Source organism: candidate division WOR-3 bacterium (assembly GCA_016867815.1).
Taxonomy (GTDB): Bacteria; Hydrothermota; Tepidihabitantia; order Tepidihabitantales; family Tepidihabitantaceae; genus UBA2258.
Window position 1 is genome coordinate 45,324 of record VGIR01000005.1, and the last position, 22,758, is coordinate 68,081.

Consider the following 22,758-nt stretch of genomic DNA (forward strand, 5'->3'; position numbering starts at 1 on the left):
CGCATGCGCTACATAGGCAACATCTTCCGCCCGCCCTCTGAAGCCGATTCCCTGCTCCTGCAGGCGACCATCGGCTGTTCGCACAATCGCTGCACGTTCTGCGCGATGTATCGGGACAAGCAGTTCCGCGTGCGCGCGATTGAAGACGTACTGGAAGATATCGAGGCAGCGCGCGCGTACTACGGCCCCGAGGTCAGGCGTGTGTTCCTCTGCGACGGCAACGCACTCATCCTGCCGACGCCGCATTTGCTCAAGATCCTTGCCACCCTCGAGCAAACGTTCCCTGACCTGCAGCGCGTCGGAGTGTATGCCAACGCTCGCGACCTTGTCTCGAAGTCGGTCGCGGAGCTGCAGGAAATGGTGGCGCACCGGCTTGCCATTTTCTATCTCGGGCTCGAGTCCGGCTCGGATGAGATACTCAAGCAGATTGACAAGGAGGCTGCTGCCGACGAGATGATCGCCGCCGTCCGGCACGGTATGTCGGCCGGGATGAAGTCATCGGTCATCTTCCTGCTCGGACTGGGCGGCAGGAAACTCTGGCGCGAGAACGCTATCGAGTCAGCCCGGGCCGTATCGCAGATGAACCCGAACTACCTGTCAGCCCTGACCGTGACGGTGGTTCCCGGCACCCCGCTTGCCCGGCAGCTCAAGTCCGGGGAGTTCGAACTGCCCGAGCCGCACGAATTCGCGGCCGAGCTCAGACTGTTCCTCGAACAGGTTGACGTGAAGGCAACCGTCTTCCGCTCCAACCACGCCTCCAACTACGTACCGCTTGAGGGCCGCCTGCCAAAGGACAAAGAACGCATGGTCGCCGAACTGACCGAGGCAATCAAACACCACCGCTTCAAGCCTGAATACCTGCGCGGCCTCTAGCGACGGGCCAGGCATCCGACCACCAAGACACAAAGACACCAAGTGTGCGGACTGCTGGACACACGTCTGACGACGACCTAGAATCTGGGGTCTTCTCCTAACGAAAGGAAGTTTCTTGAGAACCGCCATCGTACTAGCTTTCCTTGCCGTAGCGTTGGCATGCCCGGCCCGCGCCGCGATCTGGCCTGTCGTGCCGCTTGATTCCGTCCACCCGCTCGGCAACAACTGGGGGAACTACCAGGACTACGGCGGCAGCCCGTACTTCCACAACGGCATCGACGTCATCACACCTGATGTCCAGGGACGCCGAGTTCACGCAGTCCGGCACGGATGGGTGAAGGGCTGGGGCACAATCCAGGCTGAACTCCACTACCGGCTCGCGATCTGCGACACCAACTCCGACTTCACCGAGCGGGCCGAGGGTTGGCTCTACGCCCACATCGACCCCTATCGCTGGCACCGCAGCCTCGGCGACGAAGTCCAGGAAGGCGACTCCATCGGCTACCTGGTAGCGTGGCCGATCGCCTCGACGTTCGACCACCTCCACTTCGCGCGCATCTCCGACACGGGCGCGACCTGGATGCGTTTCCCGGACGTTACCTGGTGGTTCATCCAGAATCCTCTCACCATCATCCAGCCCAACACCGATCTGCTCGCACCGGTAATCGAGAACGCTCGTACGAATCAGAAGTTCGCCTTCTGCCGAAACAACCGGAACAACCGCTACCTTGGCTATGACAGCTTGGTCGGTGAAGTCGACATCATCGCCAAGGTCTATGACAAGACCGGGTACACGACCGGACAGGACACCTGGGACAAGCTCGCCCCATTCCAGGTCGACTACTCCATCAAGCGGGAGGACGGACTGGTGGTGGTGCCCTGGACCATCGGCGTCCAGTTCTCGAACCGACTCGACGGCGCGCTCGTTCACGTCGTCTATAAGAACGACAATACCTGCAATACGCAGGGCGACTACGAGTACCGGGAGTACTACTATGTCGTCACCAACACCGACGCTGACTCGGTAATCGAGGCATCAGACACGAGCGGCATGTGGAACACCGGGCTCGTGGGCGATACAACCTACTGGGTATATGTACGCGCGAGCGACGTCTACGGCAATACGACGCTAGATTCGATGCAGGTCAGGACCCGCAACGGCGTGGCGGTCGCTGAGCCGCCGTTTGCGGTGCTGTCGCGGCCCCTGCGTGCGGTGCAGACTGCGGCCCGCAGCGGACTGATTAGCTTCGGCACCAGCGGTTCCGGGCTGGCCCGGCTGCGCGTACTTGACCCGTCCGGCCGCGTCGTGGCGAACCTGATGGATGGCAGGCTCAGCGCGGGAGAACACAGCTTCCCGTACACGCCGCCGGCCAACGGCGTGTACATCGTCAAGCTGACGCTCGCCGGCAGGGACGACTACAACACCAAGTTGGTGGTTCTCAGATAGAGGAAACCCGGCCCAGGCTGGCGGCGACCGATTCCGCAACCGTGATTCCGGTCGCCCAGGCGAAGTGCAGGTTGTACCCGCCGGTTTCGGCCCATACGTCAAGCACCTCTCCCGCGAAGTAGAGCCCGGAAAAGCGCCGCGCCGCCATCGTCTTCAGGTCAACCTCGTCCAAGCTCACACCACCACCGGTCACAGTTGCTCGCTCAATCGGCTCGGTGCCGACGATGGCGAACTCGGTCGAGCCAAGCTGACGGATGATACTCTCCTGCTCTGCCCGGCTCAGGTCGGTGAGGATGCGGCCAGACGGAACTCCGGCAAGCACGCAAAGCCGTGTTGCCAGTCGCCGGGCGACGAACGAACCGAGGAACGTACCAAGCTGCCTCTTGGGATGTCCGGCGCGGGCAGCTGCAAACTCCTCGGACAGCTTTGACTCGCTCCTGTCCGGCGCCCAGTTGATTCGCAGAACCACCTGCCTCTTCTCCGCCAGGGCTCGCGCCGCGTGCCCGCACAGATTGAGTACGCTCGAACCCGACACGTGGGCATGGGCAAAGATGAAGTGCCCGGTCGCAGTCCTGGGTTCATCCCCGGCGACAAGCAACGTCATCTCCACTCGAGGTTGGGTGACCCCGGCCAGTTCGCTCAGGTCGTCCTTTGTCCGCAAAGAAGCAAGTGCAGGAAACCACTCTACCGTCGCGAGGCCGAGGCCACGGCAGAGCGCCAGTCCATCACCGGTCGAACCGGTCCGAGGATAGCTCGCACCACCAGTCGCAACGCAGACGTTACGTGCGGCTACGATGCTGCCATCCACCAGCCGAACTCGCCAGCCCGGCTCAAGACCGGCTACCCGGCAACCGACTCTCACATTCCCGCCATGCTCCGCTATCTCCCTCAGAAGCGCATCCCTGATACCGGCCGCATCGGTCCCCTTCGGCCAGACGCACCCTTCGTCGTCGGTCCAAGCCTCGATTCCCAGGCTCGAGAAGAACTGAGTGATGCGCTGGTAGGGGAACCCACGCAGCAGCGGCATGATGAGCCGGACATCGCAGTCGAACCGGCCAGCCATCATCCTCGGCGATTCAGCATGGGTGAAGTTGCCCTTCCCGCCGCCGGTCACCATGAGCTTCTTGCCGCACCGGTCGGTGCGCTCCAGGACCGTCACCTTCATGCCCAGCCTGCCCGCCGCAACCGCGCAGGCCAGACCCGCGGCCCCGCCGCCGATGACCACCAGATCGGCAACCTCTTGCACTACATAGACCTAGCTACAATCTTGTGAAGCAGCACCGCGGACAAGGAGATTCAGCCGGACCCTTCTGAACCCCTACGCACCTAGACTGACTGAGAGCACGGCAGTTCGGTATCATGAACCGTTTCGGTCAACACATTGCCGCCACACTGGTCTGCCCGTGACTCTCTCTTTCTTGCTACTTCCAGAATCTCGCCCAATCCAAGTGGTCCTTGTAGGCTACGGCATCGACACCGAGTGGTAGGCCTGCCGTGTCAGCGTAGATAGTATCGCTCGTCCATCCCAGTCTCTTCCAGAATATCGGGCGTCCGCCGAGGTCCGGGTCAAGATAGACGAGGATCGAATCGAGCGGTGAGCAAGCTATGGCTGCAGATGGTACTGGCAGCCCCGTGATCGCGTGCCCGCTCATGTTGGCCGCACACACACCATGGGGGTTGTGGCCCGTTCCCACTCGAAACATGACCCACTTGCCGTCGAACGTCCAAGTGAAACTCGAGAATTCGGCATCGTCCACGCCCGCGGTCAGGTTGAGCGGGTTGCCGCCGTCGCTGTTCATCACGAACGCATCCTTCCGGGTCTCGAGATGGTGCGGGTCCCCCGATACGAGACACTTGCTCCTGCGGAAGTAGGCGAGCTTCGTACCATCCGGTGAGAACACCGGCGCCGAGTTCTCGATGCAGGTGAAACGACTGGAGTCGATGATGACGTAGTCACTGTCATGCGTCAGCTGGGACTGGTTGCCGGAGCCGTCCACCGTGAACAAGTGCCCGGTTCCGGCCGGGTAGCCCACGAATGCGACCAGATCGGATACCGGTGACGCGTCACAGCCATAGATGCCGTTGGCGACCCGGGCGAGCAACTGCGCTTGTCGACCGACTACCAGTGATTCCCTGTAGAGTTCGTGGTCCGCTATGTAGACAATCGACCGGGAGCCGGGGCCTAGCCTGGGAGATGACGGGTTCACATCCTGTATCGGGCTGATTGTTTGTTCCAGCTTGCCATCGGGTAGATAGGCATAGAAGGAATCGTCCAGCCCGTCGACGATCAGCCGGGATCGAAACCCGACCCAGACCTGCAGTTCGGGCGAGACGTACTCGCGGCTGCCGGAAATCGCCTTGCCCTGCAGTTTGTGCATGCTGGCCTCAGGCAACTGCCTCAAGTCCCACTCGAAGCCTGATACCGGACCCGGAAAAGTATCCGCGCCCGCGAGCACTCCATCAATCCACAGCTCCACGAAGTTGACGTTGCGGAAAGGCCTGCACGACACCAAGACCGTCTCCACTCCATCTGCGGCATATCGGCCCTCCACGACATCCCATGAGCCGCATTGGACACGGACTTCGACTTTCTCACCACAAGCGACGGGCAGGAGAAGCAACAGCAACGGGAGCAGGCGTTTCATGCCCACAACGTAGCCCCGCCTCGGCCGTTTGTCAATCCCGGCGGGGGATCGGTTCGGCACGGGTTCGTCTCGGAAATCAGTAGCGAAGGTCAGGACTCTCCGCGTCAGTCGTCGAGGCCCATCTGCATGCGCCAGCGTTTCTCCATCCGTTGCCGCAGCTTATGGTCTTTGATGCTGGGCAGCGCGCGTCGCGACCGATACAGAAGATCGTACTGCTGCCGGGCTGTGCTCGCGATGCTGTCGAGTGCGAGCCGGTCCCTGGCCGAATCCGGCTGCGGCAGGTAGTTCTGCCGGTTCAACTCCGCCTTCCAGCGAAGGGCCCGGCCCTCCAGCCATCGCATCTCCGGCACGAAGCTCTCCACGACCACCCTGAGGTGCCATTGTGCCGCACCGGTCTGAACCCAGCGGAAGAAGCGGTCCATCTCGCGCCGGCGCCGCCATTCGGCCCGGACATACAGGCCTACTTCCACGAGGTTCGCGGCAAGGGAAACCACCAGCAGAAGCGCGAGCCACTTCGGCTTCACCGCTTGCCCCCGGTTACCTCGGCCGCACTGGATTCGGCCCGGAGAATCGAGTCGAGCTCGGCCTCGGACATTCTCCTGTAGAACTCAAGCCGCTCCGGCTGGTAGAGCCGCCCGAACTCGCGCGTGTTCTCGTGCAGGAGCCGTTGCTGCTCCCGCGCCGCCCGGGCAATCCGGTCGAGGGCCGCGTTCACCTGCGCCGAATCCGGGCTCGGCTCAGTGGCCAGCATGCCAAGCTCCCTGGTCGCCGTGCGCAGGGAATCGAACCACGGCTTGCGGGTCTTTGTCAGGTCGGAGAAGAGCCGGTCGATCTGAGCCGGCGTGGTCCCGGGCTTGAACCACTTGCCGACATAGCTTCGGAAGTGACGATCGTCCCTGTACTTCTTCACGCCGTAGAATCCGATCGCCCCGGCGTTCACCGCGAGCGACAGGATCAGGACCGCGTAGAGCCACCGCTGTTTCACAGGCCTTGCTCCGCGACCCGGATTCCGTACGCCGCCAACTGCTGGTCCAGGCTCGGCTGGTTACCCATTATGCCACGGCCCAGCGCGACCCCGAGCCAGATTCCGACCGCGACCAGCACTACAGCCGCGACCCGGGCCAGTGCCGGGCTCGGGCCGGACCAGAGCTCGGCTCGCCGCTCACGGGCTCTGACCTCGGCCATTATCCTGGTCGCAAGCCCGTCCGTAGCTTCCGGAGCCGGCTCCCGGCGCAGCAACTCGGCGTCGGCTCGAAGCTGCTCCAGCAGCCTCCGGCAGCCCTCGCAGCCGGCCAGGTGCCCACGCACCTCTTCAGCCTCGCCTGCACTGAGTGCGCCATCGGCCAGGCTCACGAGCCGGAGTCTCACCTCGTCGCAGTTCATACTCATCACCTTCATAGACACGGCCGGGCCTCCCAGCTTTCGCCCGACATCATATCAGTCCCCGTTTTCTGAAATCCTCGAGCGTCTGCCGCACGCTCATGCGTGCCCGGTAGAGCAACATGTTAACGGAGGCCAGGGAACGGCCCATTACCGCGGCGATCTCTTCGTGGCTCATCTCATCGTAGATGGAAAGCACGAGCGCCGACCGTTGATCAGCAGGGAGCACCGCCAGCGCATGCGAAATGGACTCTGCCAAAGCCCGCCTACGGAACACCTCCTCCGGTTCATCCCGGCGCGCCGCGGGGATTTCGTCGCTTAGCGGGTCATTGGGCCTCCGCCGCGACAGCCGATTGATACAGAGGTTCGTGGCGATCCGGTACAGCCAGGTCTTGAAACTCGCCGCGCCCCGGAAGCGGCCCAGCCCATCCCACGCCTTCACAAAAGCCTCCTGTGTCATCTCCTCGGCTTCGGCCGCGTTACGGCACGTCCTATAGAGGTAGCAGTAGAGCCGGTATTGGTGCTCCCGAACCAGTGCGTCGAACGCAGCCAGGTCTCCGGCCTGTGCCTGCTCGACCAGCAGCCGGTCCTCGCTCTGGATCACATCACTGTAGACACGCAGCCCCGCCGCACCTCTCGCCGGGTCAGACCATTGCGCCGCGTTGTCGCTTCCGAACCCTGGAATCCGCGACCGCTCTTTCCCTCCGCAGCCCCGTACTCAGGTACCTGGCTTGTGATTTCTACTCTCCCCGCCCTTTGCGTCCTGATGCTTCTGTGGCGAGCTCCGCGTCCGCAACCCTGATTTCCGGTCTCTGGTTTCTGAATTCTCCTCTGTCCGATTCCTCTTGTTGCCTACTCGCCGACGACAGACACGACGAGTTTCCGGCTGCGCGGGCGGTTGTCGAAATCGAGCAGCACGATCTGCTGCCACGTTCCCAGCGCAACCTTGCCTTCGCGTACCGGGAAAGACTGCGATGCTCCGATCAGGGCGCTACGGAGATGGGCAAAGCCGTTGCCGTCGTCCCAGGTATCGTTGTGGCGGTAGTGCCCGTCCTCGGGCGCAAGCTTCTCCAACGCAGCCTTCAGATCACCGACCGCCCCCGGCTCGAACTCAATTGTCGTGATGCCGGCTGTTGACCCCGGGTTCGCGATGCATACGATCCCGCTCTTGATGCCTGACTTCTCGACGACAGCAATGACCTGGGGCGTGACGTCAATCACGTCGCAGAACCCCTGCGTCGAGACCTCAATCGTAATGCTGTGCACCATCGGTAGAAGCAAGGGTTCTTGGGTTCAGAGGTTCTGGATTCCTGGTCGCTCTTCCGCCGGAGCGGCAATCCTCGGCGCTCTTGACTATTTCCCGATGTCCGGAGGTCAGCAATTCCGGATTCCGGTATCCTAGTTCTGACTTCTGAATGCTCCGGTCAAAGGGAAAAGGGGTCACGCTTGGTCGCGAGTCTGGCTGCAATCTTGTAGATGACCGAGCCTTTGGCGAGTACGCTTCCATCGTGCCCCGGCGCGAAGAATACCAACCCCTCTTTCGATGTCAAGTAGCAGCCGTCGTCTCGAGCAGCGACGGCAACATGTCCGGTGCCAACTGAAGCAAGGACCGGTCGCGGCTGCGGCCCGCAGCCAAGAGCGGCTAGCGGCTGAGGTACGAAGCGGGGTCGCGCAGGAAGTCGGTGGCGAGAGTCACCAGCGCTTTGGTGCCCGTGGCCAGCACCGCCTCGTCCATGTCGAACCGGTCGGAGTGGTTCATCGCGGTGATGCCGCGCTCGGGGTTCGCGCCGCCGAGGAAAAGGAACATGCCGGGAACCTTGTCGAGGTAGCAGGCGAAGTCCTCGGCCCCGAGGTTGGGCTCCATGTCATCGTCCACGTCCGGGAAGCTCCTTTTCAGCACTTCCGAGGCCCGCTTGGTGAACGCCGGGTTGTTCACCAGCGGCGGATAGGCCGGCTCGGCGTCGAGAGTATAGGAAGGGACGGGGGACGAGGGGTGAGGGGTGAGCGATGAACCGAAAGAGAGCATCAGGCCGTCGAGGTTGGACTTGATTGCGCCCGCGATTGTCTCCGAGTCACGTAGATCGTACGCACGAAAGGTCCCGACGACCTCGGCCTCGGCCGGAGTCTGGTTGTGCTGCATCCCTGAGTGCACTTCGCCGAACCCCAACACGTATCTGGCGTTCGGATTCAACCGTTGACGGATGTCGGTCTGAATGGTGCTGATGAACCGGGCTGCAATCTGGATAGGGTCGATGTTCTCCTGCGGGCACATATGGTGTCCCGGCTTGCCCTTGATACTCACCTTGAATGTACGGCTGGAAGCCATGAACGGACCGGGCCTGAAACCGATTCGCGAAAGGGGCATGTTGCCGAAAATGTGAGCGGCGATGATGGCATCGACGCCATCAAGGCAACCGTCGGCAATCATGGAGACGGCGCCGCCGGGCGGTACCTCCTCGGCCGGCTGGAAGATGAGGCGGACATTGCCCGCCAGCTTGTCCCAGTGTTCCTGCAGCCAGCGAGCCGCACCTAGGAGCATCGCCATATGCCCGTCGTGCCCGCACGCGTGCATCACGCCGGCGTTCTGCGATCGGTACTCGCCGTTGAGTTCGGTCTCGGCCTCCTGGATACGGAGCGCGTCCATGTCGCTCCTGAGCGCAATCGTCCTGCCCGTGCCGTTGCCGCGGATGTCGGCAATCACGCCGGTCTCCCCTGCCCGCCGGTTTTCGATGCCGAGCCCATTCAGTACTTCCACGATTCTGTCCTGCGTCTTGCGCTCCTCGAAGCTCGGCTCCGGGTGCTGGTGGAACCAGCGCCTCAGGTTCTTGACCCCCGACACAAGACTATCGTCAAGCTCGATCATCGTTGGACCTCCACTCACTGATGTCGTGACTTCGGCCTGCGAAAAGGGAGACAGCCCCCGGCCGCGAGAACGCGACCGCAGTCAGGTACAGTCACCCATTTTCGGGCGTCGGCTTGGTACACGATCCGGATTGAGGGCAATTGGGTCATGTCCCCGCCGGCTGGCACTTCGGGCAGAAATAGCACGCTCCGCCGAGAAAGGCAATCTTCTGTATCTTGGCGCCGCAAGCTGGACAGGGCTTGCCCGCCGTCTTCACCGACATGATGCGCTCGTATCCGCCCGGCTTGCCGAAGAGGTCGAGTTCGTCACTCCGGCCGCCCCGGGCCGCGACCTCGCGCACCGTCTTGATAATCGCCTCGTGCAGATTCCGGCGCTGGACCGGCGAAAGGTCGGATATTGGTCGGCGTGGGTGCAGACGGGCGCGGAACATGATATCCTGCACAACCGAGTTACCCAGGCCGGCGACTAACTGGTCCTGCGTCAATAGCCCCTTCACGCTTCGCTTCTCCCCTGCGAGCAGTTCATCCACCAACCCGGAGAAGTACCGGAACGTGAACTCCTTGTCCACCGGAGTCGGCCGCATCCCTTTGATGTACTTCCGCTCCTGCTCTCTGCCCTTCTCGAACAGCTCCATCGCGCCCCACATCTGGGTTGTCACCGACAGGGCCGACTTGTCTTCGAACTCGATGAACAGGTGGTACTTCTGCGGCAGGTCGCTGCCCGGTTGGTGGTACAGCAATCGGCCACCGCACTCGCCAAGCACGAGCACGTAGCCCGGCTCAAACGGAATGAACATCCAGCGTCCCTTGGCAACGGCGGCCCCTACCTTCCTACTCCTGGTCAGGCGCTCGAACTCGGCCGGCTTGCGGTTGTACCAGACGAACTTGTGCGGCGAGTTGCCCAGCCGGCCGCGCTCGATGGTCTTGCCGCGCACGGTGTCGTTCATCTGCCGGACGAGCGTGGCGCACTCGGGTAGCTCGAACATGTTTCTACTTCGAGCTGCCCCGCTTTGCGGTCCAGGCGGGCAGCCGGTCGTCGCAGCGGACGTCCTCGGCCGTGTACGCCTGTTGGCCGAACAGCTTGCGCCAGCCGTCAACCAGCTTGTGCCGCACGGCCGGGTCATCCGACCGCGCCGCACACGCATCGCTGTTGTACCCGCAGTAGCCAATCATCTTCTCCGTGTCTGCCTCCTGCCCTGATTCCTAATCAGATGGCCACGAAACCACCGAGACGGATGAAACGGGCCCGGACTCCTCTTCGCGTCTTTCGTGCTTTCGTGGCTTCGCTCTCTACTCCGTGTTCCGGTCCTACTTTGCCCGGGCACCGAGCTTCGCCCGCAGCTTCTCAAGGCGCGGCTGCGCGTCCTTGAACACAGTTATCTTCCAGATGTCCTGCAGCCGCTCGCACGGGAACTTGTCGCAGTGCGCGCAGTTCTCAACTCCCGTCTCCATCGCGCAACAGCGCACCGGACAGGTCAGACAGTGCTGTACGCATCGTGCATCAATCGTTGTGCATCCATCACAAATGATGTAACCCTCAGGCTTCGAGTTCATCCGGCTCTTGAGCAGCCATTGGAAGAACCGCTTCATATGCAGCTTCTCCCCCAGCCGCGGGAACCGATAGGCCGGGCACTTTGCGCAGTCTATGCCACAGTAGGCAATTGCCTTTCTAGCCATCTCCAAAGCATCGGCGCGGGCCGCCGCAAGTCAAGTCAGTCGCAGATGGGGAGCAACCGCAGATTGTTGCCGACGGCCCGGGCGGCTCAGGGCCGGCCCGGCTGTGCCAGCTTGCGGCATATAAACGCGGCGCCGAGGGCCTCCACGAAGCTGAATGGAACCGCAATCGGGAGGATTCCGAGAGGCAGGACCGAGAGGTTCCCGATGACGACCCACATCATCACGAAGCCCATTACCCAGGCGATGAGCGCAGTCTGCCACAGACTGAACCGCCGCGAGATGGCAAAGGTCGTTCCCGCCATCAAGAACGACCAGACCATCCACATCATTCCGTTCACCGGCTTGGACGGAAACTCGAGGTCCATCCCCCGGTAATGGTTCTGCCACCACGATACCAGCACCAACTGGTTCCGCACGAACTCGCAAAGCCCGACCCAGATCCCCGCCACCACGACGGGCAGAACTGTCTTGCCCATCCCCGACTTCGCTGCGCTCACTTTCTTCTCCTGTTGTTTCGGGTGCTTGCTGCGTTGCTGAGCAGGCACGCTGCCCGGCAGCGTTCTCGGGCGATTGTAGGCAACCGCAAAGAACGGGTCAAGGAAGGCTCGCAACGGCCGGAGCCGCCAAACCTGTGGTCACGGACGCAACTTGACCGGCGATGATTGCGTCCTATGCTCTGCTGAGTCACAAAGATGAAGAGGAGGTCGTGTGTTTGACCGATTGGATAAAATGCTCGGACTCGTTCGGGCCGACTATGCGGACCTACGCTACGAACTGGCGCGCGCGACCAGCATCGATTTCAGCGGCCGCGAACTCACCGGGCTCTCGGCCAGTTCGACTGACGGATTTGTCTGGCGCGTGCTCAAGAACGGCGGCTGGTCCCAGGTCTCCTTCACCAAGCCCGAGGACGCGGAGCGGGCTGCCCGCTCGGCCGTGGAGAACGCGGATCTGCTGGCGCGCGGCGGGGCCCGGCCGGTCCGGCTTGCCCCGGTACCGCCGGCCAGAGATGAGGTCCATCCCGGGCTGAACGAGGACCCGCGCACGGTTCCGGCTGAGGAGAAACTGGACCTGCTGCGCAAGTACAACGATATTGCGCTCGACAATTCCAGAGTGGCGACAACTCAGGCAGCCTATTGGGACCTGACGCGCGACAAGTACTTTGTGTCGACCGAGGGAGCTCGGCTGCGCGAGGAATTGATTACGACTCGCATATTGGGTTCGATTGTGACCAAGGAGGGCAGCCTGACCCAGACGGTGCGATTCGGTTTCGGCGGCAGTGACGGGCTTGCCCGGCTGCGCGGACGCGAGGCCGAGATGGCTGACCGGGTCAGAATCTGCGTAGACCTGCTGAAGGCGGAATCGGTCAAAGCCGGGGAGTACCGTGCCGTGCTCGACCAGTCACTCGCCGGTGTTTTCACCCACGAGGCCTTCGGCCACTTCTCGGAAGCCGACATCATCGAAGATTCGCCGACCATGCGGGAGAAGATGCGCATCGGGGCGCAGCTCGGTAGCGCCGTACTCTCGATAACCGACGACCCGACCCGGCCCGGACAACTCGGGTTCTACCGCTATGACGACGAGGGCGTGGCGGTGCGTCCGGTGGCACTGATGAAGGACGGCGTGCTCAGCGGCCGCCTCCACTCGCGCCGGACCGCCACTGAGTTCGGCGAGCCGGTCAGCGGCCATTGCGTGGCTGAGGACTACCGCTACGAGCCCATCATCCGCATGGGCTGCATCTACATCGAACCGCGCGATCAGACCAGAGACGGCCTCCTCGCCAGGCTCGGTGATGGGCTGTACCTGTGTAACCACATGGGCGGCCAGACCACCGGCGAGAACTTCACGTTCGGCGCCCAGTTCGGGTTCGAGGTGAAGAACGGCAAGCCGGGCCGGATGCTCCGCGACATCAACATCTCCGGCAACCTGTACGCGACTCTGAAGAACATCAGCGCGGTAGGCAATGACCTTACCCTGCGCGAAGTGGGCGGCTGCGGCAAGGGCCAGACCAACCCCCGCTCCTGCAACGGTGCGCCCCACGTGCTGGTCGAGAGTCTCGTGGTAGGAGGCAGATAATGGAACGCCTGCTGGATATCGCCCGCAAGCACGCCGATGCCGTAACCGTGTACCAGGTTGACGGAACCCAGGACGGCGTCGGGTTCGAAAACGGCCGGTTGAAGAACGCGGACAGCGCGATGAGTTCGGGAACGGCCCTCACCATCATCAAGGACGGCAGACAGGGCTTCGCCTACACCCGCAATCTCATCGACCGCGAAGGCCTCGTGCGGGATGCTCTCGCGGCGCTCGCTGGCGGAGTCGAGGCCCCGGGTGAGCTGCCGCAGCCGGTCAAGCTGCCGCAACTCGACACGACGGCGGAACAGGTCGGCGGCAATGCTCTTCTGGCCGAAGAGTGCCGCCGCATGACCGACTACCTGTCGAACCGCGTGAAGGGACAGGTCAACGTCGGGGCCAGCCGAAGCGAGGACGAAGTCCGCCTGCTCACCAGCAGCGGCGTGGACGCGCGGTCGCGTTCGACCCAGTATTTCGCGATGGCCGGCGTGCTCTACCCCGGCACCTACTCAGGCATCAACCGTGTGTTCGAGGCCAAGAGGCTGACGCCTTTCCCTGACGCCGACCTCAAGTTCATTGCCGACACCTACAACGTTTCGCTGAATGAGGCGAAAGGGGTACCGGGCCGCAGCCGGGTCTTGTTCCTGCCGGGCGCGGTCTATGCGCTCGCGTGGCGACTGACCGCCGCGACCAATGCCAGGGCAGTCTACCAGAAGGTGTCGCCGCTGGTCGGCCGGATCGGAGAGAAGATACTGAGCGACAAGCTGACGCTCGCGGACGAACCACTGAACGACCGTCTGCCGGGCGCGCGTGCTTTCGACGACGAAGGAACTCCCTGCCGCGACTCCCGCCTGTTCGAACGCGGCGTGCTCGAAGGCTTCTACAATGACCGGTTCTATGCCCGCAAGACCGGAACCCGGCCCACCGGGCATGGCTACCGTGACACGGTAACCTCGCGGCCTATGCCGTCGCTCCGCCATCTGACGATCGCTCCGGGCGACCGGTCTCTGGACGGCCTGCTCAAGTTGATGGGCCGCGGCGTCGTCGTGGCGGGAGTGATGGGCGCGCACTCGGGCAACATCCTGCACGGCGACTACTCGGTCGGACTCGCGCCCGGGCTCTGGGTGGAGAACGGCGAGATTGTCGGCGTGGTCAAAGACGCGATGGTCGCGGGGAATGTCTACGAGGATCTGACAAACATCATCGCTGTCGGCGACACCGTGTACCCCGGGCCTATGGGCCGTTTTCCCGCTCTGCTCCTCGACAACATCAGCTTCTCGGCCCGAGCTTAGACGGAGTTCGTGAGAGAAACGAGGGGCGGCCTGCGCCGCCCCTCGCGCCGTCGAAACTCTGAGCGCGTCCTCAGTATAGCGGTTCGATGTAGGCGTCCGGATCCAGCGGAAGCTGCTTGACCTTTTCCGCCTGCTGACTCGGCCCGGTGATGTCCGCCGACTCCATGACTACCGTGCGCGAAGTTGCCACCATGATGTACTCGATCTCGCGCAACGTTACCCGCCTGCCGGCCTGGGACACGATCCCAGTTGGGGACAATTGGGTCATGTCCCCGCCGGCCAGCGCCTTCCGCCGCTTCGGAATTCCCTTTCTCGCGTCGGTCAGCACCCACTCTCGCGGCAGGAGTTCCGGCAGGGCCGGCACCTCGGCCATGCGTGTCAGCCGGTTCATCTCCCGGCCGATCTCCTTGACCTCCTTGCCGGCCTGAACCAGCGCTCGGACCTTGGTCAGGGTGAAGTCGCTCTGGAACAGGTAGCAGACCTGCCGAGCCAGGCGGGGTTGCCGGACCCAGATGGCTTCCTCGACGCCTGAGCCGTCGCTCTTGATGAACGCCTGCACGTACTCCCGGTAGTCGACGGCGACACCGAGCTCGTCGCCGCTCTGGGCGTCGGCTTGGATCGCCTTGTCCGGCGCCATGACTCCGCACCCGGGAACCCTGGCCGGCGCGCGAGTCTTGACGAGCACCTTGACGCCACGGTCTGCTGCCGCCACCAGCTCGCTGCGGAGTTCTTCCAGGGGCCGCGCGTCGACGTTGAGCAGGACAACGTCTTTCGCTCCGCGCAGCAGGTTCCGGCAGCGTTCGTAGACCTGCGCGATGCTGTCCAGCTCGAAGATGCCGCCGTGCGCGGGCTGGGCCGCCATGTCCTCCATCTCGCGCTCAATCCGTGCCTGGAGGTCTTCGAGGTCGCGCCTCCGCGCATCCATGTATTCACTGATCGACAGCCCTACGAACGTCGTCGGCCGCGCGGTCTCGTTCGCCACGACAGCGCCCTTGGCCCGCAGCGAGTCCAGCGCCTTGTAGGTGCTGCCTACCAGCTTTCCGATCTGCTGGGCCACCTGGTACCCGGATGCGTTGGGCTGCTCCAGCAGTGCCAGGTAGACGTCTACCTCCAGCCCGCTGAAACCAATGCTGCTGAGCAGCGGCCGCATCCGCTCTTTCATGGCGAAGAACGTCCCTTGTCGCCTGGTCCTTCGTCCCCTACCGCTGGACGCGCGATTCCCCTCACCCCGACCCTCTCCCCATACGCGGGGCGAGGGGGAATCTCCTCTCCCCTTGATGGGGAGAGGAAGAAGGTGAGGGGTGCATTCGTCATCGGTCATTCCCCTCGGGCTGTGACGCTTCAGACGAGGGACGGTGGACGAGACTACGAAGAACCTCGATTCCCTTCTCGAGGATCTCGTCCCGGCCGGCGCGAACTCCCTCGACAGTCGGCGCGGCCTGAACGTCAGGTATGATGCCGACATTCTGGAACCGGCTGCCATCTCCGAACTTCACCCGCATGCCGGTGAACCAGAGGCGCCCGCCGCCCGGCAGGCTAATCCAGGTTCGGTTGCCGTTGCAGCCCGCGGTCGTTCCACCCACGAACGTCCCTCGCCCGGCGTTCTTGAGATAGATGCAGACGTCTTCGGCGCTGCCGATGGTCTTCTCGTTGACAAGGACCACGACCGGTCCGCCATAGTGCGCCTTCGCATCCGGCTGGACATCATACTGACCGGTGCTTACGACCTGTTCCTGGCTATCAAAGCCGGACACGACGCGTATCTCGTAGATCGCCGACTTCACCGGCCGGTCACTCAGCCTTGAAGCTAGCGCGAGCTGCATAGTGAATCCCGGATGCCGCCGGATGTCGACGATCAGACCATTTGTTCCGCGCAGCGCCTCGAACGCGCGCTCGAACTCCCGCAGGCTTGCCAGCCGGCCGAGGTCCATGTAGCCGACGTTCTCTTCCAGAACCCGGTACCCGCTCGACTCACCTCTGCGTGCCGAATAGGCAATCCGCGCCTCGCGGGTTAAGGTACGCTTCAGACAGAGCGACAAGCAAGGGATCGAGGGATCAAGGGATCGAGGAATCGAGGGGCCGGAGTCCGATACCGGAGCCTCGCCTGACTCTATCCCTTTGTCCCTTTGTCCCTTCACTCCCTTCCGTCTGATCACCAGCTTCACTTCGCTACCGGCCTGTCCAAGGACCAGCATTTCGCACATCCGCTGATAGAACGCGCCCTCGGTGGAGTACGAAACCTGCAGCCGGTGCTCAGTAACCAGTTCCTGCACCGTCTTCCCGTCGAATTCAACCACTTCGTCGCCGACCTGCAGAGAAGGGACCGAGGGATCAAGGGATCGAGGGATCAAGTGATCCGGGCCTGAATCCGAAGCCCCAATCTGTGCAATCTGCGAAATCTGTGGATGCTCCATCACATCCGTGACAATGATCTTGCCTTCGACCCAGGCGAAGAACACCGGCAGCGACTGCGATTCGGGCAGGTTCGGGAAGAAGTAGAAGACGTTGTTGTCGTGCAGATGAGCGGTCAGCATCCGGAGCGTGCGCGCGTACGCAAGCAGGCTCTCGGCTTCCTCGACCTTGGGAATCCACTCCGCCAGGCAGGCACTCCAGTCCATGTCGCACAGCTCGACGTGCGGGTCAAGATAGCGTATCACGCTCCAGACTTTGAACAGGCCCAGTAACCGCTCCTCACGAGACGGAGTCCTGCCGGTCTCTTGCAGCGGCGCCGGCAGCCTCAGATCCACCAGCACGGCGGGCGACTCTCGACTCTCGACTCTCGACTTTCTGCCGCCAACGCTCGCTCCGCAACCGCAGCAAGTTGGTCTGGAGCAATCGGTCCATCCGTGACAATGTCGGGACGGAATCCGGCCTGCCCACTGTGCCCGACCAGCAGATCCGTGCTGAGCTGCACGGCGACGCCCTCAGGGAATGCCAATCGGAACGGCGGCTCTCCCAGTGGCGGGCCGCTCGGTTCGAACACTACTGCAACCCCCGGCTGAGACTGCAGCGCGTCGAGCGCCCGGTAGTATCTGGATGCGAACGGCCGATTGACCAACAAGACGGTCGGCGTGTCAATTGGCTTCAGCTTTGAAAAGTCTGTGCCGGGAGACAGGGCAGCCACGAACCACTCGGCCTGCTGTATCGGACGCAACCCGGTCCCGGCACTCACTTCCCACTTCTGCTGGTATGCGCTGTGGCTGTTGTCCTCATTCCAGCCCAGATGGACTCGTCTCATCACCGGGCTCATCTGCAGCCGCCCGCGGACGAAGAACTGAAGCACCGGGTCGATCACGCGGTAGCCGAGCGCGACCGGCCAACGCAGGTCCACGATGAGCGTCTTGACATCTCCCAGGCCCTCGACCGTGGCCTGGAAGTCAGCAAGGAACTCGGATCCCCGCGCCGTCGGCGGCGGAACCCGCACGTAGCCAACCGAGTCCGCAATCCGCTTCGCTTCGAGGCGCCCGTCTTTCACTCTATCCCTTGATCCCTCTATCGCTCTATCCCTTCTCGCTTCCGCAAACGTCAGCGGATCATCCAGCCCCTGCAGTAACTCCTCGTTGATAGCTGCGGCCAAGTCCTCAGGCGTTTGCGCAGCCTCGACGCGGGGAATGGCCCGGACCAAGGCCTGATGCCAGTCTAACTCAGCTCCCTCACCCTCTCTCCCTCTCCCACCGGGAGAGGGACGGTTCTCTTCGCTCTGTTCCCCTCTCCCTCTGGGAGAGGGTTGGGGTGAGGGCGCAACAACCGCAGGATGGAACAGATAGACCTTGCCCCACAGTTCGGCTAGCGCCTCAAGGCGCTTGAGCCGAACTGAGGATTCTGGGGTCCTGGGGCTCACGGGTTCAAGTGTCGTGGCAAAGCCATGTTGCGGTCAGGGCCGGGGCACAGACCCTTCCATGCCTGAACCTGAACCTTGGCCTCTGCCTCTACCTTTGCCTGTCTACTGTTGTTCTCTTCTGCGAGTAACATGGAGATGCGACTATCATAGCGCACCGGCCTGGAATCGGCAAGCTAGGCAGAAAGCCCTAGAGCCGACGCTAGAGCCACGCGCTGTCAGACAGGGGCCGTTGAAGCCAAGGCACGAAGGACACGAAGCGAATCGGTGTAGAACGACAGGAATCCGCTTCACTCCGTTTTCGTGCCTTCGTGGCCATCCAGATCGGAATCAGGAAGGAGCGGGCGGGGCGATGGAACCCCGCCCGCTCTCAGGGCCTGAGTCGAGCAGGGTTACTCGATGACGACCTTTCGGGTCAGGTTGCCGGCGTCGCTCTCCAGCTTCACGATGTAGACGCCACGGGCAAGACGGCTTGCGTCCACAGTCGCGGCGTAGCGGCCCGGCTCACACCAGCCGTCCCGCAGCACCGCGGCACAGCGGCCCGTGACATCGAAGAGTCTGAGTCGCGTGTCGCCGGCCTTGGGTAGCGCGTAGCTCACCCGCGCCCGGCTGTTCGTTACACTCGAGCTCACCACCAGCGAGAACTGGATTGGCGTCGGCACCGATGCTGCCTCCATCGGACCAGTGAAGTTCGAGAGCCGGCCATAGGACCAGAACTCGAGGCAGTTGCCCTTGGTGGCAAACAAGTACCGCGAGTTGCGGCAGTAGACGAGCGCGCCGCCGTCCTGCACCCGGGTTTTGCGTGGTCCGAGCGTCACGTCCGGGCCCTGCGCCCAAGTCCCCGCGTTGCAGTTGTAGACCCAGAACTCCTGGCTGTTGCTGCCCTTGATGCAGTAGACGTTGCGCAGGTGGTAGCAGATGGCCGCGCCACCCTTGGCCTTCTTGTTCTTAGGACCCAAGGGCAGGTCTTGCTTTGCCAGCCACGTGCCGGTGGAGACGACGTAGGCGTAGAACTCACTGTGCTCACCCTTGAGCGCGTATAATGTATCAACGCCGTTGGAGGTCACGCAGGAGCCCTCAGCCCATTTCTTGTTCTTGTCACCCGGGGCGTCGGCGCAGGCCCACCAGTAGTCGTAATCGACGTCATACGCGTAGAACTCAAAGGTCTCAGACGCCTTGAGTAGGTAGACGTTGCAGTGCGGACCGTATTGGACCCCGGTCGCGCCCGCGCCGTTGCTCACGCCCTTAGTACCGGGCACATCTGCCTTCTGGGTCCAGCGGGACCCCGACGTGGCAACCGGGTCGTACTCCCAGAACTCAGGAGAGTTCCCGCCCTTGGTGGCGTAGAACTTACCGCCCACCTGAGCAAGAGTGCCGCCCTCTTTCACGTTGCGCGGGGTGTTGTCGCGGCCCTTCTCAGGTATTGGGTCGAGCGTGGACCAGATCCTTGTTGCCGGGTCGTACCGATAGAACTCGCGGGTGTTGTTGCCCTTGAGCAGGTACACAAACAACCCCATCGGGTCGGTCGCCATGGCCGCGCCGTGCTGGACTACGCGGTTCTGCGGCCCTGCGGGTACATCAGGCCAGGCGGTCCAGAACGGCGGCTCCTGCTGCTTGCCCTCGACGGCGAAGTCGCTCGCGGCCATGTCGTTCTGCGCGTAGACGTCGCCCACAAGGGCGGTCCATGACTTGGCGTAGTACCGGCCATCTTGGTGCCTGGGCACCAGCCAGTCCGGGAACGAAACGTCGCGGCTCTCGTCGGTGGCAAGGTTCGTGACCGTGGCAGACCCGCGGTACACGACCGCACTGGTCGCCGCCTCATCCCGGATCTCAAACCAGACGTCGAAGCTGGGTGCCGGTTTCCCGTAGTTGTACACGGTCGCCTTGGGCGTTTCGGTCAGGGTGTCGATGACCCCGCTCGGTTCGATGATCTTGGTCACGCCGACGTCATACGACATGCCTGCCTCGGGAAAGTACATCACGGTCGCTGCGTCGTAGCCCTGCCCGACAACCGTGGCCTGGCCGGTTACGCACACGCGGCCGCCCGGCCCGGTGGCCACCGACCACGCCTGGTCGTCCATGCCCGCCGGTCCGTCGTATCGGGCAGAACCCAGCAGGTCTCCGCCGGAAGTGTAGCCCGCGGTCGCGTAGTCATTGTAGCCGCCGGTTCCCTTGCTGTAGCCGGTCACATAGACATTGGCGTTTCCCGCCAGGGCGATTGCGGTCGGATAGTCATCTGAGCCGCCGTCGTAGAAACGCTCCCACAAAACGTCGCCAGCAGTGCTATACTTGACCGTCGCGAAGTCATAGGAACCCAGGCGGCATGCGGAACCAATCACGTACAGGTTGCCCGCGGCGTCCGTCATCACTGCCTTGATGCTGACGGACGGGGTCTGTGTCCAGCAGACCGTACCTTCCGCATCGTACTTCATCACAGAAGTGCTGCTGAACACATAGGAGTTGCCCGAAGGGTCAGCCGCTATGCCGAGCAGCGTGACGTTATCGAGGGTGCGGGCCCATGCCTCGCCGGGCCCACCTGAGAACTTGACCGTAGCGGCATGATATCCGTAATCGTCGTAGTAGTTCCCGCAGACGAGGACACGGCCGGAGCCGTCAACGGCCAGGCCGGTTCCCTGCAGTTCGACGCCGTGAGACCCCTCTACGGCCAGCCACAACCCACTCCACTGCTCTTCTCCGGCGCTGTTGTACTTGACCGCGGCCAGATAGGCCTTGTCCGTGGCGTAGTCGTAGAGTGTACCCCCGACATAGACGTTGCCCGAGGCATCCAGCGCGATACCGCAGGCATAGTTATGGGGCATGTACCCACCCGGGCCGTCGTAATAGCGCACCCAGAGTTGGTCGCCGGTCGGGCTGTATTTGACGGCCACGAGGTGCGATCCGTAGTCGCTACCCGCCACGTATGCATTCCCCGCAGCATCAATGGCAATCGCAACTGCCTCCCCCGGGAACGGGCATACCGATTCCTCGGCGCCACTTCGGCTGTACTTGATAATCAGGGAGCCATTGACAAGGACATATGCGTTGCCCGTGCCATCGAACGCGACCTTCTTACCCACGTCGGTGCCGGCCAGCGGGTAGTTGTATCTGACGATCCAGTCTAGGTCGCCGGTCGAGCTGTACTTGGTGGTGACGCGGGAGCCGCTATTGCGGCCTGTCGCGACCACGTCACCGGAGGGATCAATAGCTATCATCCTGGCACCAATCGTGGGGTCAATGCCCCAGTCGCTGCCCACCCTCTTCCAGAGCTCGACGCCATCGTGACCGTACTTGACATATGCGAGATACCACCTGTCGTAGTCGCCGGCGATGGCGTACCCCGCGACGTAGACATTGCCGGATGCATCAAGCGCAATGTCGAAGGGCTTGTCTTGAGCGGAATACTCGTAACTACCGAAATAGCTCCGGACGACCCACTGCTGCTCGCCACTGGAGTTGTACTTGACAGTCGTGACCTGCGTCCCGCACCACTGATACTCGGACCCGGTCACGTAAACGTCACCATCACTGCCGACCGCAATCGCCTCCGCTAGCGCCCCTCCGCTGCCGTGGGACACGTCCCAGACTTTGTCTCCGTCAGGCTCATATTTGATGGTCAGGTACTTGCCATCTGTGCGGTACCCGGTGACGACGAAGTTGCCAGCTCCGTCCGGCGCGACGTCCCGGGCGACCGCGGCCGCGCCTGCTGGATCGTATGTCGCTGAGCCCAGTATCGCGCCATCCGCGTCGTAAACGACGGTCGCGTACCCGGTTCCCGTGTATCCGGTCACACAGATGTTGCCCGACGCGTCCACCGCGATGGCGGTAGCGGTGTCGCGGCTATTGGCCCCTGGCCCGTCATAGAGCACATCCCAGAGCTCGGTTCCGCCGGGGCTGTACTTGACCGTGGCATAGTCCAGACTTCCGTCCGGTCCCTTGCCGCTGCCGGTGACAAGCACGTTGCCGTCCGGGTCGAGTTCAAGCCCGGCAGCATCCATTGTGGCGTTCTCCGCGGTCTTGTACTTGGCCACCCAAAGCTCTGCGCCTGCCATGCTGTACTTCACGGTAGCGTATTCGTAGCCGGTCGGGGTGTAGCTCCTCCCGAAGACGTAGACACCAGAGGCATCCACCGCAATGTCCCGGGCGCGGTCAGGCCCGCGGCCGGCGCCGCGATAGATGGCGGTCCAGAGCATCTTCCCGTCCGGGTCGTACTTGATGGTTACGTAGTCGGCCTGAGCCCCGACACCACAGTCGCTCGTCCCCGCGACATAGATGTTCCCATCTGCGTCCAGCGCAACCGCCTGCGCGCTGTCAACGCCACCGCCGCCCGAAGTGTAGTACGTTGCGGCCCATTGCTGCGAGAGCTGGGCCGTCAGGATTGCCGGAACCATGACTCCGGCGATGAGTATGATGAGTTTCCTCACGACGTTGCTCCTTCTATCTTGCTTGTGGTCCCTGATTCCGAAACCGATGGCCACGAAGACCGGAAAGGGTTAGCCACGGATAAACACTGATGCTCGGGCCGATTCCCAAGTCCAAATCGGTGTCCATCTGTGAGTGCTATAGGATTTGGTGGTGTGGCGAGCGTATTTGTTGACAAAAAGCTGTCTCGCCTTCGAATGGTAGTGAGTTATAGTCCGTTAAGACCTACCACCGAGAGGAGACAGCTATGAACACCAA

General features: G+C 62.8%; 19 protein-coding genes. 4 read left to right on the top strand and 15 right to left on the bottom strand.

Annotated elements, in window-relative coordinates:
* Positions 1 to 3 precede the first annotated feature (3 nt).
* Positions 4 to 873, top strand: a complete 870-nt coding sequence (locus FJY68_01645; protein ID MBM3330538.1) for a B12-binding domain-containing radical SAM protein — start codon at positions 4 to 6, stop codon at positions 871 to 873.
* Positions 874 to 955: 82 nt separating this feature from the next.
* Positions 956 to 2,320 (top strand): M23 family metallopeptidase, encoded by a 1,365-nt coding sequence (locus tag FJY68_01650; GenBank protein ID MBM3330539.1) that lies wholly within the window; start codon positions 956 to 958, stop codon positions 2,318 to 2,320.
* Here the strand turns inward: FJY68_01650 and FJY68_01655 are convergent.
* The 11 genes from FJY68_01655 to FJY68_01705 form a co-directional block, all read right to left on the bottom strand.
* Complete coding sequence (locus FJY68_01655; protein ID MBM3330540.1) at positions 2,313 to 3,566, bottom strand: aminoacetone oxidase family FAD-binding enzyme; 1,254 nt, start codon at positions 3,564 to 3,566, stop codon at positions 2,313 to 2,315. The genes FJY68_01650 and FJY68_01655 overlap by 8 nt on opposite strands.
* Positions 3,567 to 3,741: 175 nt before the next feature.
* Positions 3,742 to 4,965: a hypothetical protein gene (locus FJY68_01660; protein ID MBM3330541.1), complete on the bottom strand. Its 1,224-nt coding sequence runs from the start codon at positions 4,963 to 4,965 to the stop codon at positions 3,742 to 3,744.
* Positions 4,966 to 5,069: 104 nt separating this feature from the next.
* Positions 5,070 to 5,489, bottom strand: a complete 420-nt coding sequence (locus tag FJY68_01665; GenBank protein ID MBM3330542.1) for a hypothetical protein — start codon at positions 5,487 to 5,489, stop codon at positions 5,070 to 5,072.
* Positions 5,486 to 5,950, bottom strand: a complete 465-nt coding sequence (locus FJY68_01670; protein MBM3330543.1) for a periplasmic heavy metal sensor — start codon at positions 5,948 to 5,950, stop codon at positions 5,486 to 5,488. The genes FJY68_01665 and FJY68_01670 overlap by 4 nt, the downstream gene beginning before the upstream one ends.
* The gene (locus FJY68_01675) at positions 5,947 to 6,363 is read right to left on the bottom strand and encodes a hypothetical protein (GenBank protein MBM3330544.1); all 417 of its coding nucleotides are present in this window, start codon (positions 6,361 to 6,363) and stop codon (positions 5,947 to 5,949) included. Before FJY68_01675 ends, FJY68_01670 begins: the two co-directional genes overlap by 4 nt.
* Positions 6,364 to 6,397: 34 nt before the next feature.
* Positions 6,398 to 7,030 (bottom strand): sigma-70 family RNA polymerase sigma factor, encoded by a 633-nt coding sequence (locus tag FJY68_01680; protein MBM3330545.1) that lies wholly within the window; start codon positions 7,028 to 7,030, stop codon positions 6,398 to 6,400.
* A 167-nt stretch (positions 7,031 to 7,197) separates the two neighbouring features.
* Positions 7,198 to 7,614, bottom strand: a complete 417-nt coding sequence (locus FJY68_01685; GenBank protein ID MBM3330546.1) for a YjbQ family protein — start codon at positions 7,612 to 7,614, stop codon at positions 7,198 to 7,200.
* A gap of 373 nt (positions 7,615 to 7,987) precedes the next feature.
* Positions 7,988 to 9,208, bottom strand: coding sequence for an amidohydrolase (locus tag FJY68_01690; protein ID MBM3330547.1), 1,221 nt, complete (start codon positions 9,206 to 9,208; stop codon positions 7,988 to 7,990).
* A 145-nt stretch (positions 9,209 to 9,353) separates the two neighbouring features.
* A complete protein-coding gene (locus FJY68_01695; GenBank protein MBM3330548.1) occupies positions 9,354 to 10,352 on the bottom strand; it encodes an endonuclease VIII in 999 nt (332 codons plus the stop codon).
* Positions 10,353 to 10,515: 163 nt separating this feature from the next.
* Positions 10,516 to 10,884, bottom strand: a complete 369-nt coding sequence (locus FJY68_01700) for a DUF3795 domain-containing protein (GenBank protein MBM3330549.1) — start codon at positions 10,882 to 10,884, stop codon at positions 10,516 to 10,518.
* A gap of 86 nt (positions 10,885 to 10,970) precedes the next feature.
* Positions 10,971 to 11,381: a hypothetical protein gene (locus FJY68_01705; GenBank protein MBM3330550.1), complete on the bottom strand. Its 411-nt coding sequence runs from the start codon at positions 11,379 to 11,381 to the stop codon at positions 10,971 to 10,973.
* Positions 11,382 to 11,592: 211 nt separating this feature from the next.
* On the opposite strand from FJY68_01705, the gene FJY68_01710 reads away from it, so the two are divergent.
* Both FJY68_01710 and FJY68_01715 read left to right on the top strand, forming a co-directional pair.
* On the top strand, positions 11,593 to 12,957 hold the full coding sequence (locus FJY68_01710; protein ID MBM3330551.1) for a TldD/PmbA family protein: 1,365 nt from the start codon (positions 11,593 to 11,595) through the stop codon (positions 12,955 to 12,957).
* Complete coding sequence (locus FJY68_01715; GenBank protein ID MBM3330552.1) at positions 12,957 to 14,243, top strand: TldD/PmbA family protein; 1,287 nt, start codon at positions 12,957 to 12,959, stop codon at positions 14,241 to 14,243. The genes FJY68_01710 and FJY68_01715 overlap by 1 nt, the downstream gene beginning before the upstream one ends.
* A 70-nt stretch (positions 14,244 to 14,313) precedes the next feature.
* Here FJY68_01715 and FJY68_01720 read toward each other — a convergent pair whose 3' ends face one another.
* The 4 genes from FJY68_01720 to FJY68_01735 form a co-directional block, all read right to left on the bottom strand.
* The gene (locus FJY68_01720; GenBank protein ID MBM3330553.1) at positions 14,314 to 15,726 is read right to left on the bottom strand and encodes a hypothetical protein; all 1,413 of its coding nucleotides are present in this window, start codon (positions 15,724 to 15,726) and stop codon (positions 14,314 to 14,316) included.
* Positions 15,554 to 16,990, bottom strand: a complete 1,437-nt coding sequence (locus FJY68_01725) for a hypothetical protein (protein MBM3330554.1) — start codon at positions 16,988 to 16,990, stop codon at positions 15,554 to 15,556. The genes FJY68_01720 and FJY68_01725 overlap by 173 nt, the downstream gene beginning before the upstream one ends.
* Complete coding sequence (locus tag FJY68_01730) at positions 16,981 to 17,718, bottom strand: hypothetical protein (protein ID MBM3330555.1); 738 nt, start codon at positions 17,716 to 17,718, stop codon at positions 16,981 to 16,983. Before FJY68_01730 ends, FJY68_01725 begins: the two co-directional genes overlap by 10 nt.
* A 755-nt stretch (positions 17,719 to 18,473) precedes the next feature.
* Positions 18,474 to 22,502 carry a T9SS type A sorting domain-containing protein gene (locus FJY68_01735; GenBank protein ID MBM3330556.1) on the bottom strand — a complete coding sequence of 1,343 codons (4,029 nt, stop codon included), beginning with the start codon at positions 22,500 to 22,502 and terminating at the stop codon, positions 18,474 to 18,476.
* Between the last annotated feature and the right edge of the window lie 256 nt (positions 22,503 to 22,758).